This window comes from Mucilaginibacter sp. P19 (assembly GCF_050632265.1).
Classification (GTDB): domain Bacteria; phylum Bacteroidota; class Bacteroidia; order Sphingobacteriales; family Sphingobacteriaceae; genus Mucilaginibacter; species Mucilaginibacter gossypii.
In genome coordinates, this window is record NZ_CP192586.1 from 5757443 (window position 1) to 5770966 (window position 13524).

The 13524-nt window shown below is 40.8% G+C and carries 12 protein-coding genes and 1 pseudogene; all 13 read right to left on the reverse strand.

Annotated features, from left to right (window positions below):
• Window positions 1-13: 13 nt before the first annotated feature.
• Window positions 14-247 carry a hypothetical protein gene (locus ACQ86K_RS28235; RefSeq protein ID WP_431199173.1) on the reverse strand — a complete coding sequence of 78 codons (234 nt, stop codon included), beginning with the start codon at window positions 245-247 and terminating at the stop codon, window positions 14-16.
• Window positions 248-326: 79 nt separating this feature from the next.
• Window positions 327-797 (reverse strand): hypothetical protein, encoded by a 471-nt coding sequence (locus tag ACQ86K_RS28240; protein ID WP_431199174.1) that lies wholly within the window; start codon window positions 795-797, stop codon window positions 327-329.
• 87 nt (window positions 798-884) lie between these two features.
• Entirely contained in the window at window positions 885-1088 is a 204-nt protein-coding gene (locus ACQ86K_RS28245) for a hypothetical protein (RefSeq protein WP_143020827.1), read from the reverse strand.
• 142 nt (window positions 1089-1230) lie between these two features.
• Window positions 1231-2808, reverse strand: coding sequence for a cysteine peptidase family C39 domain-containing protein (locus ACQ86K_RS28250; protein WP_091171730.1), 1578 nt, complete (start codon window positions 2806-2808; stop codon window positions 1231-1233).
• A 1466-nt stretch (window positions 2809-4274) separates the two neighbouring features.
• Window positions 4275-5245 (reverse strand): annotated as a pseudogene (locus ACQ86K_RS28255) (IS481 family transposase).
• A gap of 135 nt (window positions 5246-5380) precedes the next feature.
• Window positions 5381-7177 carry a zeta toxin family protein gene (locus ACQ86K_RS28260; RefSeq protein WP_431199175.1) on the reverse strand — a complete coding sequence of 599 codons (1797 nt, stop codon included), beginning with the start codon at window positions 7175-7177 and terminating at the stop codon, window positions 5381-5383.
• A 104-nt stretch (window positions 7178-7281) separates the two neighbouring features.
• Complete coding sequence (locus ACQ86K_RS28265; RefSeq protein WP_091171722.1) at window positions 7282-7767, reverse strand: hypothetical protein; 486 nt, start codon at window positions 7765-7767, stop codon at window positions 7282-7284.
• Window positions 7768-7803: 36 nt separating this feature from the next.
• Window positions 7804-8868: a relaxase/mobilization nuclease domain-containing protein gene (locus tag ACQ86K_RS28270; RefSeq protein ID WP_091171720.1), complete on the reverse strand. Its 1065-nt coding sequence runs from the start codon at window positions 8866-8868 to the stop codon at window positions 7804-7806.
• Window positions 8865-9419, reverse strand: coding sequence for a plasmid mobilization protein (locus ACQ86K_RS28275; protein WP_256337492.1), 555 nt, complete (start codon window positions 9417-9419; stop codon window positions 8865-8867). The genes ACQ86K_RS28270 and ACQ86K_RS28275 overlap by 4 nt, the downstream gene beginning before the upstream one ends.
• The gene (locus tag ACQ86K_RS28280; protein WP_431199176.1) at window positions 9416-10330 is read right to left on the reverse strand and encodes a toprim domain-containing protein; all 915 of its coding nucleotides are present in this window, start codon (window positions 10328-10330) and stop codon (window positions 9416-9418) included. Before ACQ86K_RS28280 ends, ACQ86K_RS28275 begins: the two co-directional genes overlap by 4 nt.
• A 115-nt stretch (window positions 10331-10445) precedes the next feature.
• Entirely contained in the window at window positions 10446-10793 is a 348-nt protein-coding gene (locus tag ACQ86K_RS28285) for a helix-turn-helix transcriptional regulator (protein WP_143020826.1), read from the reverse strand.
• A gap of 126 nt (window positions 10794-10919) precedes the next feature.
• Window positions 10920-11870: a hypothetical protein gene (locus ACQ86K_RS28290; protein WP_431199177.1), complete on the reverse strand. Its 951-nt coding sequence runs from the start codon at window positions 11868-11870 to the stop codon at window positions 10920-10922.
• Window positions 11871-11984: 114 nt separating this feature from the next.
• Entirely contained in the window at window positions 11985-13349 is a 1365-nt protein-coding gene (locus ACQ86K_RS28295) for a site-specific integrase (RefSeq protein WP_091171713.1), read from the reverse strand.
• Window positions 13350-13524: the final 175 nt, after the last annotated feature.

The window sequence follows — 13524 nt, forward strand, 5'->3', positions numbered from 1 at the left end:
TTCAGGCCCCGGCCTATTTTTTTATCGTATCCCGTAACGCATCAGGATATGATCCAAGCAGGGAAGCATCCCAGTTCAGAAGCGGGTCCAGCAAATCATTATAATAGCTATATTGAATTTCTTTCAAAGCATAGTACTTAAGCTTGGCGGGCATTCGGGTTTGGGAGATAAAACTTTTATAAAACTTAACCCGGTCAAAGTAAACTGCATTAACCTTTGAAAGGTATTTATCAAGCTGATGATTCATTTCCTTAAAAGAATAGTGGCCTCCTCCACTGTGCAGGTCCCCATGCAAATAAGCTAAAGTGTCAAAGAAGCCCATGTACTTATACTTTGGGGGGTATTTGATAATATAGAATTTGGTGCTGCTTACCGAATCGTTTAAATAAAGAAGATTTTTTTGCACCCGATTGCTTTTTAAATCTGTTTAAGTTCACATTGAGTACAATGGTGTCATGAGTCATTGAAGGATCCAACAAGACTTCGTGACCATAAAAGTCAGTGATAAAAAACGTACCGTACCTATTGATTTTATATTTAATCAGAACGATTTCCTCATTAGCTGAATTAAACAGGATCTTTTTGACCGATGGCACATTCTTTTGCGCGTTTTGTTCAATATTATCATAGTTGTTTTCTACGATTCCCAGCAAATAGTCACTTACGCTGTGAGTGGAACGAATGCTGCTGTCTTTTTCAACAATATACTTGATGATAATATCCGCAGAATAGGCTTTGGAAAAAAACAGCAGCAGAAAGAGGTTTAGAAACAGGTATCGGGCAGTATTTATTCTCATAGGACGACATTAATTCACAGTACCAGAAAAAAGAGGCTTGACGACCAATTTACTGATCGCCAAGCCTGCTTAGTTTAATTATAAATTTTACCCTACAGCACCTGGGCAATCCACGTTGGTGCAGCAGTCATGGCCTTCGCACCATTCGTCGGCTACGGTTTGTTGTATAGTAGCAGAAATAGTGTTGTCCGGGTCATAACTTGAGGTAGGCCAAGTGGCGCAGGATCCGAAATAAGAACAGCTTCCTTGTCCTGTCGGCGGTGGAGCAGTACCGCCTAAAACGTTTTTCATCTCAGCTCTTGTTAATCTACTGAATTGTGACATAAATGTAATGAGGTAATATTGAATAACTGTGCCGAAACCATGCCCCGGCGATTGGGCAACATGTATTTTAAAGTGCATGTTCCTTTACTTGGCCAAAGTATCGCAACGCTTAATCAAGCATGTATTTCAAATTCGGAAGCTGGTACATATCCGGCAGGCGGTAACCATTCAGTAATATTGTCGGCGTCGCAGTAACCTCCGCCATCCGGCACCAGGCCTTTTGTTTACTTATTTTATTGTATTCGAGTTCATTTAGTTCTACAGGGTATTTCTTAGCCCATGCTTCATAATTCTTCTGCTTTTGCCGGTACCAATCGAACAAGGCCCTTTTGACAATTTCCTTATTTGCCAGGCTGCTAAGCGCCATCAGGTGACGACTTACCGGTGTTCGGATATCACTTTCATGATTGCTGGCGGTAAAGACAATCCGGGCCTGGAGATTCTGATTCTGTTCAAGAAGGTCATGTAATTGATTATGCGCCTTGCCGCATGGTGAACAATAGGGATTTGTGATTAGGGTAATGATATTGCCCGCCTCTACATTTCCTAATACAATACTCCAATCTTCGGCAGGCTGCACATATTTGGGTTGATCGGTGAGCAGATTTTTAAATAAGGAAGGATTATATTTGAATTTTTGTAGCTGAAGTTTCAAAGAATGTACCTGTTGTGCCTGCAGCAATAGTGGTTTCAAAAGTTTCCATAACAAAAAAGGCAATAATAACGCGCAGAACAAGTCGATCCATTCTGTATAAGATGGTATAACTGCAGGCCTATGAAAAGATGCAATTAGCGGTATAAATTCCAGCCATAACAAAGCCTGTATGGTGCAACACAATAAACACCATTGCTTAGCAACAGAGGACTGGTAATAAATAGAATAAAATGTATAAGGTAAACTAACAACGTTTAAGGCTAAGAGCATCTGCGATATGGCAACCGATCCGTTTCCGAATATGAATAACAGCCAGGTACCCGTGAAATAGAAAAAGCCTACTTCACTCCAGGTGAGCCCTGTAAATACCTGCGCTGCGTTCGACGAGAGAATGGCATTGCAATTTGTTTTACCGCTTCCCTGGCAAAGTTTTTGTATCAGCGGATTACTGCTATCTATGGACTGAATGAGCAATAGAACGGACGTAAAAAGGCCGGCGCTTTTAAAAAGTGTAAGAGAACCTGATTGCCAGCTTAAATTACTAAAATAAGCGGTATGTAAGCTAAGGAAGGCGCCTAATAAAACCAGCAAACCGGCGACAATCGCGACGGTTTTAAATGAGTTTAAGTTTGTGAAAATACCTGGCGAAATTTTATTTACAGACGGCTCAGCCGTTAAAACCACACCATCGTACATTTTCTTAAAATCATCTGACAATAATGTACGTTTATTCCATTTTTCGTTTGAAATAGTTACTTTTTCTTTATCTACTTGATGAACAATTAAAAAACTGCCCTGGCCATCTCCGTTCGTATGGGCGATAAAAGGCAAGGGGACTAAGGACAGCTGATCGGGAGCCACACGATAAGCGGCGTTGTTAACCTGCAAAGCTTGCAAAACGTCGCTTACAGCTAATAAACTTGGATAATCAGGATGGGTTAGCAATTCTTCGTAAATGGTCTGGGTATTTATCTTAACATTTAATAAGTTAGCAAATTTTGAAATTATGAAGGTGATATTGTCCTTTTTCATGCAGTCGATAAGGTGGTTTAAGTATTTGGGTAAATATTAGTCATCAAATGGCTGTTTTTTTAGCGATCGGATGAATATTTACTTTGACAAAAATGTGAGAATACGGGCTTACCGGTATTCACCATTTAAGTTCGTGATAATGCAAATAGCCGTGGGAAGCAAATTCCACTTTCACAATTACTATCATAATAGTGATGCTAAATGATAGCATTTTTGTTGATAAATATATAACTATAGAAAAGCAGAATTGTCCATATAATATTTGTTTAAGAGAATGGCGGTTCAGGTCTTATTTATTTAGATGGTATTCAAATATGATTACTTTACAGTTTACTTGTTCTAATATAGGTATAATAAATTTATTTGCAAGTGTATTATGTTAATTATTATACAATAAATTAACATGCCAATTACTATTTAAATGCACACAACATGATCTATTTAATAATTATTACAGCTATTTTAATTTAAATCAATATGTAATATTACCAGCCTTTTAAATTAAAATCAAGAAATATATGTCCTTAATTGCTATTTTCCGTTTTCCTATTCGGGCTGATCGGGCTCTCTTCAGCAAGCTATTTTTGTGAGTGTAAAGTTTGGAAAAAGGCCTCTTTCCGAGGCCGTACAGTCGGATAGCGCGGCCAAGCAGGTCCGATGTTTTAAGGAGATTACTGGTCAGCTTATATTGCATTACCTATTAATGCCGTATGGGAATCTCTGATTGGGCAATATTTATAGTCATTTTAATTGTTGCTTACAAAATGTATAGCACTCAATACTTTTGGTTAGATAGGCAAATCGCAAAGCTAATCCGGCATATCAAATCTCTTTGGCGAAAGCGGGATAAACCAGATTTATAACTTTCAAACAATACCTGGGTTTTAGCTTTTCATCTCACCGCAAGCCACAAAGTTAGCGCCACTAAAAAAGCGTCAAGGGCTTGTAAATGGTGTCGTGTTTAGTTTTTTGGCAGACACCACCCTTGACCCTTTTTTAGCTTGCTGCATCCAGTTGTTAAGCGGGGAAATGAACATTTATGTTAATGGCTATTTGTCGGACTTTATTTATCGGTAGTACAGAAAAACTTGTCAACCTATCGTTCGATTAAGCGCAATTATTGCACCTTAGTTGTTCAAAGAATGAAAGCAAATCACAACTAACCAGCATGAATGATGGTGATGGCCTTGGTTGTTGCAAATATCAGTTGTTCAAAGAATGAAAGCAAATCACAACTAACATCACAGCAGCCTGTAAAGCCATCCGGTTGTTGCAAATATCAGTTGTTCAAAGAATGAAAGCAAATCACAACAGCAGGGGTACAGGGTGGGGTGATAATTCGGTTGTTGCAAATATCAGTTGTTCAAAGAATGAAAGCAAATCACAACGCGCTTCGCGCGTTGTGATTTGCTTTCATTGAAATAGCCATTAACCCTTTCGTGTTATAGTGATCTTATTTGTGAGATTTACAGACATCGTTTCACTTATATAGCTTAGAATCAAGCCAATAATTTTGGACTTTAATTCTTTCTTTCAAAGGATCATACATGCTACTAACCTCATCCCATACAGGTGTTTTATCAGCTAGTTCATTAATCACTTGTATTGGGGATTTTCCTTTTAAAGAGCTGTGTGCCCTAAACCAATTATAGTGAAATTGCCATTGTGAAAGCAGATTAGGCAGGTCTGGATTCTTAATATCAACGGTAGAATAAAATTCATCAAGATCGGTTCTTTGGGTTCTTTCAACTTTTCCATTGAGGTGGGGAGATCGTGGTTTTATCGGCCGAAACTTAATGCCGTACTCCATAAGCCTTTCCTGAAATGAATAGGCGAAAAACTCGTTACCTCTATCCGTTTGAATACGTTGTACAGGGAAAGGCATCTGTTCAATTACTGTTTCAAGGAACTTCAATGTATTTGTTGCTGTTCGTCTGGGGAATAGTTCAACAACCTTAAAACGGCTGCAATCATCAATAGCAGTGTATTGATAAAGCTTGCCCGCTATCTTGCAAACATCCATTTGGACTCGGTCGCCGGGTATTGGCCTGTTATACCGATGTAAGCGTTTGCGGTAGTTCCGTCTTAGTTTTAAGTACTGTTTATTATTCTTGATAAGTATCTTATGAATGGTAGCTGTAGACAAAGATCGGTCGTATAAACGCTTCATTTCGTTGGCAATGCTACGGTGACCGAGCTTTCGCTTATCTCTTAAATCAAGAACTCGCTGCTCATCTTCTAAGGTTATCTGAGTGTATATTTTATGTGGTCTTCTGCTGTGTTCATTAAGGCCATCAATACTAAATTCCTTATATCTTTTAATCCATTTTCGAAGTGTTGGACGGCTGATACCGCAACGCATGCAAACAACACCTGCCACGCCAATAGATTCGTAAAGCTTAACCCACTCAAGGCGTTTTTTTACTTCATTGTTCATTGTTGTTATTTATGTTGAAATGTGGTAAAACCAACGGTTTTTCCATCATTTCAACATAAAGTTATGGAAAGGATCTCTATGAATCACACATCTTATTTCAACGGCCTATTTTAGGAGCCCAGTCAAGTCCCTGGTCTAAATCTTCGTCGGGGTTCCTGCCTTTTTTTGATCTTGTTCTTGCCTTTTTGGTTCCTCCTTCCTCAAATTTTGCTGGATCAGTTCTGGTAAGGCAGATTGAAAAAGCTGTTTAACCACAGCAGTCAACTCGTTTTGAATAGGGTGGGCTTTGACAAATTCTTTAATATCAACCTCAAGTATTTCTGCCGTACCTACCGGATCGAGCTTTGCTTCAACGGGAATTTCGACTACAACAACATTTTTCGGCAGTGATTTGATATTGGCCGGGGGATCGTAAACGGTATGTTTTTGCGTATGATAGAAAAAGAGATAGGCTTCGCCTGCACGCCCGGCCTGCATCTGGTGCAATTGGATGCTGTTTCCCGGTGCTTTTGTTTCACGTAACTCGCCCAACCGCAGGTCTATGGTAAAATCTGTTCCATTAATATTAATATGTGGCAACTCACCCGCCAAGCGCTTATTAAGCTGCTCAGCAAATTCCTGCTCCTTTATTTGTTGCTCCATTTGCAACTGCAATTGTTTTTGGGTGGGATATTCACTCTGCATGTCTTTCAGGAAACCTTTAATCTCCTGCTCAGCGGCGTTCCTGGCCTGCATTAAATGAACCGCCTGTTGAACACCCTGGTTAAAACTTGCTGAAAGCTCCGGCGACCATTTCCGGTCAATTTCATCCTGGAACAGCTGCAAGGGATTGGGCGGATTGGTAGCGATCAGATAAACCCCTAACTTAAAGGAACCTTCAACGGGTTCAACGCTACGGCCATACATTTGCAGCCTGTTGTACAATGCGGCAGATTGTACAGTATAAAGGGTGGGCGCAACCATCTCATATTTTTGGTCATGCACTTCCTTGCCGACCATTCTGTCACCTTTCTCCTGGGACTTCATGTCCTCAAAGCGCAGGTGGGTGCCCAACAAACTCAGCCGGGGATGGATAGCCAGCAGCTTAATCTCTACACGGTAGCCCTTTTGTTGAAGTTCATCGATGGTCTTATTCATCTCTGGGCCAGACGAAAACGTTGTTTCCAGTATATAGTTAAGCCGGTTGTCTTCGCAGTAAGCCCTCAAACCATTATTCCAATCCTGGGCGTATTTGGCAGTAAGTGAAGGATAGTAGGATTCAAAGCGGGATTTGATCTCATGGGCGTCAGGGTGATAATCTCTGAACAAGTCTGCATTACAATTAATAATATTACCGCCCAATTCGGCCCTGGCGATTCTTTCTAACTCTGTTTTGCCCGCACCAGGCTGGGCACCTAAGACAATGACCACAGGGCTATCGGATGGTTTAGCAATAGCCGTGTTATCTTCAATAATGATCTGTTGAATTTTGTCAAACCGTTGTTCAGAGCGCGCGTACAAGTTCTTTAAGGACTCGGTTCGGTCTACTCCATACTCTGAACTTAAATCGGGATTTTTTTTCTCCGCTAATAAAATAGGACCGTATTTTTCAATGACCTGATCCATCCGCTCCAGGCTGGAAAAATTATCATTGTTGTTTACCGCCTCAATAGCCTCTTTGCGTAAAGCCAGCAATTCCTCGATGCGCTGCTGATCGGGATTGGCCTTTTCAGATTCTTTCATTTTTTCCCGCGAGGCCAGTGCTACCAATCCGTTTAATATAGAGTTAGCGCTTTCAGTTCTGGTATACCAATCGAGCGGATTGCGCGCCTGTACGGTTTTAGCAGGGGGTAATGGCAGGTTTAATTGCCGGTACATTTCAACGTAGGTTTGGTAATCCATCACCACTCTTGTCGGTTCACCGCTTTCGTCTGTCAAAATTTGTGTTTCCATACTCTTATCCATCGTTAATCAAATTTACTAATTTTTTTGGTTGTTTGATAGGGCAGCCGCCAAAACCGCTGCCCTATATTTAATGGGTTCATAGCAGAATTGAATTAACGGACGTGGGTTAAATTCATATAGTGCCAGATCAGCATAATGGTGCCGACCGATGTTACCAGCCCAATCAATCCAAAGACGATCCATGAAAGCACCGCTTTGTATTGCTCAGGCGTTTTTGCATCTGAGAATAGCTGAAGTTTCCGTGTGATCGGGGCCGGGCCTCTGTTGATCGTCTCTCTGATCGCAACAAAGTCTGTAGACATGCTTTTAGTGATGCCTGCAAGCCCGGCAGTAATGGCTTCCTTTACCACGGACAGATCAGGTGCTGGCGCAGTCACTTTCATATTGGCCAGCTTGGTTGCAAATTCTTCTTTTTGCTTCTTGCTTTCAGTGAACAATCGTTCGATCATGGTGTCTTTTTCCTTAATCTCTACTGCCCGGGTTTCCATGTATTTCTGCATTTTTTCTTCATGCTCGAAAATATTTTTGAGCATATCCGTCATAGTCACTTCATCGATTGCTGTTGCTTCATTCTTCATATTATCATTAATTAATGGTTTTACAATTCAATTTTCCTACCTGCTTATGTGGTAGCTTTGATCCTGGCCTAACTTTTTCTTCTTCTTTTTGCTTGGCGTTTCCGGTTCTTCTTCCGGCATATTTTGAAGCAGGCCAGCAAACAATTCGCCGCCAGCTGCCAGGGCTGCCCTTAAATAATGCGTTTCCGGTTCCCGCTTCAAATAGGTTTTCTGCTCTTTTTGCTCATTCTCGCTAATCACTTCCCGTAACTGATCGGCCAAACTTTTGGGTTGTTCCTGCCCATAAGCTTGACGTTGATCGCGGGCCTGGTTTTTAGGCTGCATTTGCTGTACCTGCCGCTGTGTCTGCTCCTGCCGAATTTTCTTTTCGATGTCGGCCAGGCTGTAACCAACCTGGCTGCCTTTGAACCTGACATGCTGCTGATCGGTAAAAGCAATACCTCGCCCAAGTTCCACCTGATAGCCTTTCTGCTCCATGTAGCTTTTGACTTCCTTTACGCTTTTGCATTGCTTAACGGCCTTCGCCAAATGTGCTTTTAAATGTTCCTTGCGTTGATCCACCCGCTGGCTTTGCGCTACCCGCTGCTCTGGTTTCAGGAATTTGTTAGGGCTCAGCACTTTGGTCAAATTGTACGCTTGTTCCATCCGCCTGCAATATTCAGCCATGCGCCGATAACTGTTACTGTCGCTCGCGGTCGGCCCCTCTAAACCGATCCGGTTGGCAACAATATGCAGGTGTTCATGCTCGGTATCGGCATGGGTAATCACTACGTATTGTCTATCTGCAAAATCAAACTCTTTGGCCAGTCCCTCGGCAATATCGATCTTATCCTGTATGCTGAGTTTACCATTGTCGGCCAGGTCAAAACTGATACTGGCGTGGAACACCGGCTTGCTGACATTTGGGTTCAACTGCGCTACCTCTACAAATTGCCGGATCAATTCTTTCTTGTTGCCAAAGCACTGGTTGTAATAAATGACCTCCGCCTGCTTCTTTTCCATTTCCAGCTTTTGCTGTTTCTCATTCTCCTGCAACCGGCCTTCATGCAGGTAGCTCATGCAGCCGCGAAAACTTTTACCTGTAGTGATTTTCCCGATCATGCCAAATAATTTTTAACCTCTTTTACTATACTCTGCAAGCCTCTGACTTCCTGGTTCAACAATGCTCTGTCGAGCGTATTTAAGTCTTCACCCTTGTTCCGCTTCCTGGCGATCTGATTTAAATTGGCCGCCATGTGATTTAGGGTGCCGGTAAATTGCAACACTTCCTTCGGCAAAGTCTTCACGGTTATCCGGCCATTTAATCCTACTTGACGGAGATAAATTGATACGTTTGTCCTGGCGCGTTTGGCATTGGCCTGTATCATCTTTTTCTCTATGATATTACACATCACCGTCAACTGGCAATCTCTTTTTATTTGCGCCTTCGGGCGGCCACCCTTGTTTACTACTCTTACTTTCTGTGTCTCCTTCTCCATTTGACTTACTTTAAAATCCAAGCTGATAAAGCATAAATCTGTCTTAATAAATTCTTTCCTAATCCCCCCAAATGCGATAGCATGAAGGGGAGCCAGCGAGTTTCGGCAGGGCCGAAACATAGCTGGCTCCGCAAAAAACGAAATTGCCGATGCTGCCATGCCGATGCCTTTCATAAGCCCAACCCCCTACTCTGCTGCTGAATTTTGAGATAGGCATTAAGGTCTTTATAGCCGCTATAAAAGCGGCTGGCATCCTCTACATTCGGAATTGTTTGCTTAATGAAAGCCATCTCTTTTGCTGCCGCCTTATCGTGATCCAGGTACAATTTGGCAGCAGGACGTTGTTGCAAAATCTCCAAACTTTTGCCCACAAAGCTGAGTGAATTCAACACCAGGAAATCGCCAGGCATATCGCGGCCATTTAGTGTTAGCAAAGACAGGAAATCTGTAAAGCCTTCAAATACGTGAACCGTGTCTGCTCCTTGATCGATGTAGGTCAGATCTTTGGGGGACGAGGATAATTTAAGCTGTGCATTACGCAGTTCGTAGCCACCCGAGTTGTTTTTAAAGCCGATAGCCAGGTAACGCTGCTCGTTCAATGTAAACAGTACTTCCTTGCACCATGCTTTAGCCGTGTAATAATCTATTGCACGCTCATGTAGGTATTTTACCAATGTCAGGTTTTGCAATTCCCCAGCCTGGATGATCTTTATTTTATGCTCTGGTTCAGCCTCCGTTTCCTTTACCCGCTGGTGAAAACAAAGAGAGCGATCTCCGGCACTTAACCGGCTTAATAATTGTTCTACTGTACATTGATGTAGCCGAATACCCAAGTCTATGAAATTCCCACCGACCCCCATGCCGTGGTCAAACCATGCATTGAGTTGGGTATTAACCTTAAAAGAGGCTGTATTTTCCTCCCGGATCGGAGAGAGATACCAATGGTTAACCCCTTTAATATATTGTGGCCGGAACCCGCATTGTGCCAGATAATCGACTATCGAAATTTGCCTTGCTTCGTCGCAATTCATTTTGCGCATAGGATTAAAGATTTGTTCAAAAATTTGTTGATTAGCTTTTTTCATCGGCAATACGACGGGTGCACCGCGAGCGAACCTGTGTCGGAGACCGGGCCGGTTACTGCCGCCATTCGGACCGGACGCAATTCGCACGGGAGATGGTCGACTAATGGAGCACCTGTCATTTACGTCGCGCCCTCCGTTTAAACACAAAATCATCCGCCTTTGCAGTTATTTCCTCATAGGTTAGTTTTTTATGGGACATCAGCCACTTGAGAATTTCCTTTCTGGAAAAACGGACACCGCCAGAGGGCATGGCGATATAGGGAATTTTGCCTTTCGACTTTAGTTGGTAGATAGTTTGCCGGGCGTATCCGGTAGTTTTTTCTGCCACTTCGTAGCCACCAATTTCGTCGTCATCCTCGGACGTCTGTACCGGTGCGGCAGGAATTGGAGTGGACTCTTTTAGAATGGTAATGAGATCGGAAACCTTCAGATCTATTACACGGGTGTTTTCATTTATGTTCATTTGCATTCCGTATTGATTTCGGAAGCAAATAAATAGCATAAAATAAACCTATACGAACGGTTGATCGGTATCGAATGACCGTATTTATATTAAGTCTTTAAGTATTATCAAGGTTCGTATTTTAACCTAATTTTTGAGCGCTTGTTTATACACATCTGTGTATTCTGCCGAGGTGGTAATATAGCGCTGACCTTCCAGAAACACTAAATCATTTTCGGGATTAAGTATAAAAATATCACGTAGAAGTTCACGATTTTTATGATGCAAAATATTTGAGGAAAGCACCTTGTGTTCTTCAATACAGAACCGAAGAAAACCTGCGATGGACTTATTAGCCGCATTGGCATATACTGCTGAAACGATCTTAACTTTTCCGCTATCAAATTGGAAAAGTTCACCATTTTTACTGCCTAGGTTCAGGCTGATCAGGAACTGATTAAAGGCTTCCTTCCTTTCTTCTAAAGTCCTACCCTGTAGCCAGAAACTGTAAAAAGAAATACCATTAATTTCATCAAATGAACTCGTAAATTCGGATTGATCTGGCATTTTTAATTTCCTTTTCCAGTCTTTGCTGATCAGAAGAAAATAAATCTCGTCACGTACCTTTTTTCGTTTCAAAGAAAACATATTACTCCCGAAAAAATATCCTCCTATGGCAACAACCAGCGCTGCTAAAACTGATTCCGTAACCATTATTGGACTGGATTTATTATTTCCATAGTACAGTAAATAAGAGATACAGACTATTATTGATAAAGAATATACTACTAATAGAATATAGTGAAACACCAGGGCCTGTATATAGAACCATCGCAGCTTTTGGCATTCAGCCTTGGTCAAGCCTTTAAAGCTATTTCTTATTTGCGCCAGCCTATCTTCAAAACTAAGACCTCCATAACGGTCACCCAGTTCATCGAGCCAATTTCTGTAACTAACAGATAAAATCAATTGTACAGGCACAATCCATAGCGCAAGTAAAATACTACAGATTATTATTGTCGTGCGAAACGTTGGCAATAAACTGTAAAATATGCAAAATATAATGACAGTTATAATTTCAATGAATATCCTTTTCATCTGACAAACTCGGAAACTTTGACATTTCTACTTATTTATTTTGATCAAAAACTTTAGCATAAACGTTTATCATCTCGGTTTTTAAAGCCGGAAATCTAACTAAGCAAATTTGAATTATCTGTTTTTAGTAAACGTATTTTCTATGATCTTAAATTCATCCAAAGTTGGGTTAATTACATCAGTATCAAAAACGGACTTACTTTCATTCCAGTATGTTACTTCATTATCTTCAACATCAATAGGCAGTCCAATTAACTGCAAACTCCCATCATTGAACAGCTCAACTACAGCTATTAATACATCAGAAATTGACTTTACAAATTTAAAAGAATCGGGAAAATTGGGATGTTGTTTTTTTTGGTAACCTATTGACAGAATATAGTTTATAATATTATCTGTTTGTATGAGGGGTGGAAATTTTAACATTTCAAACTTTTTCTTCTGATCGACTATTTTGGCATAAATCTGTGTCATTTCAATTTTGCTGTGTCCAAGTATTTCTTTGACTGTGTAGATGTCCATGCCGAACGTTAGTCCGATGGTGGCGAATGTATGTCGTGCAGCGTGGAAGTGCAGATTTTTCTTTAGCCCCGCTTCGAGTGCCCAAAACTTTAGGTAGACATTAACTACCTGGCTTGATGGCAAATCCCAGAAAACTTTTTTATTTATCGGGTGCTTTGAGAGATTTTCTAAGATTGACTTGGCATCCTCGGTAAGTGGCACCATAACAATTTTTTTTGTGGTTTTAGCTGGCCGGAAAGTGATCTGGTCATTTTCAATTTCACTATAAACTAATTTTTTTACGTCTGAAAACCGTAGACCGGTGAAGCATGAAAATAAAAACGCCTGCCGAATTTGGCTATTTCCCCTTTTCGGAATAAAATTGGCTAAAGTCCTGACCTCTTCGATGGTCAAGGTAGTGCGTTCGGTGTCGCCTTCTTCAATGATCTTAAATGTACTGAACGGCGAGGCTGTAATCACGCCTTTAACTACCAGCTTATTAAAATGTTGCCGAAAAACGGATAAATACGCATTAGTGGTATTTCTACTGACCTGGTTAAGCAGGTAACTTTGAAAGTTGTCTAACAAATCTTCATCTACGTCCTGAACTAAAACCTCTCTTTTGGGGAAATACCTCTTAAGGTGAATAATAAGGCACTCCAATTTATAATTAAATTTCTTGGCCAAACATTGATCAAAGTAGTCTAACAGGTTATAATTTACTTTGACAGGCTGCTTATAACCGTGGTCTGAAAAATTCAATTCGTTCTCTCTTTTATTGCGAAGTGCATTTATGATCTTAAGATTATCTTTGTCTGACTCAGTGATCCGGGTGCCCGGAACAGAATAGTCCTTACCGACATAAATCTTAAGGAACTCATAATTGCGCTTACCTTTGCCCTCTACGGTATTTGAATAAATATCGAGATAAGCACTAAATTTGCCGCTGCTTAACTTTTTATATCTGACCGTTACCATAATTTATTTGTTACTTTTGTTACTCACAATAGCCGAAAAGTAACATCTCAGTAACAAAAATAACATAAAATAAGATCAATTGCAAAAAAGTAAAAGAGAATAAATTAATATAAAATATTGAAAATGAACTATATAACTACTTTATCTTATTTTACTTTACTCTCGATTATTTACC

Coding starts and splice junctions, on each gene's coding strand:
- ACQ86K_RS28235 (WP_431199173.1), bottom strand. CDS start 247: ATGAATCATCAGCTTGATAAATACCTTTCAAAGGTTAATGCAGTTTAC.
- ACQ86K_RS28240 (WP_431199174.1), bottom strand. CDS start 797: ATGAGAATAAATACTGCCCGATACCTGTTTCTAAACCTCTTTCTGCTG.
- ACQ86K_RS28245 (WP_143020827.1), bottom strand. CDS start 1,088: ATGAAAAACGTTTTAGGCGGTACTGCTCCACCGCCGACAGGACAAGGA.
- ACQ86K_RS28250 (WP_091171730.1), bottom strand. CDS start 2,808: ATGAAAAAGGACAATATCACCTTCATAATTTCAAAATTTGCTAACTTA.
- ACQ86K_RS28260 (WP_431199175.1), bottom strand. CDS start 7,177: ATGGAAACACAAATTTTGACAGACGAAAGCGGTGAACCGACAAGAGTG.
- ACQ86K_RS28265 (WP_091171722.1), bottom strand. CDS start 7,767: ATGAAGAATGAAGCAACAGCAATCGATGAAGTGACTATGACGGATATG.
- ACQ86K_RS28270 (WP_091171720.1), bottom strand. CDS start 8,868: ATGATCGGGAAAATCACTACAGGTAAAAGTTTTCGCGGCTGCATGAGC.
- ACQ86K_RS28275 (WP_256337492.1), bottom strand. CDS start 9,419: ATGAAAGGCATCGGCATGGCAGCATCGGCAATTTCGTTTTTTGCGGAG.
- ACQ86K_RS28280 (WP_431199176.1), bottom strand. CDS start 10,330: ATGAAAAAAGCTAATCAACAAATTTTTGAACAAATCTTTAATCCTATG.
- ACQ86K_RS28285 (WP_143020826.1), bottom strand. CDS start 10,793: ATGAACATAAATGAAAACACCCGTGTAATAGATCTGAAGGTTTCCGAT.
- ACQ86K_RS28290 (WP_431199177.1), bottom strand. CDS start 11,870: ATGAAAAGGATATTCATTGAAATTATAACTGTCATTATATTTTGCATA.
- ACQ86K_RS28295 (WP_091171713.1), bottom strand. CDS start 13,349: ATGGTAACGGTCAGATATAAAAAGTTAAGCAGCGGCAAATTTAGTGCT.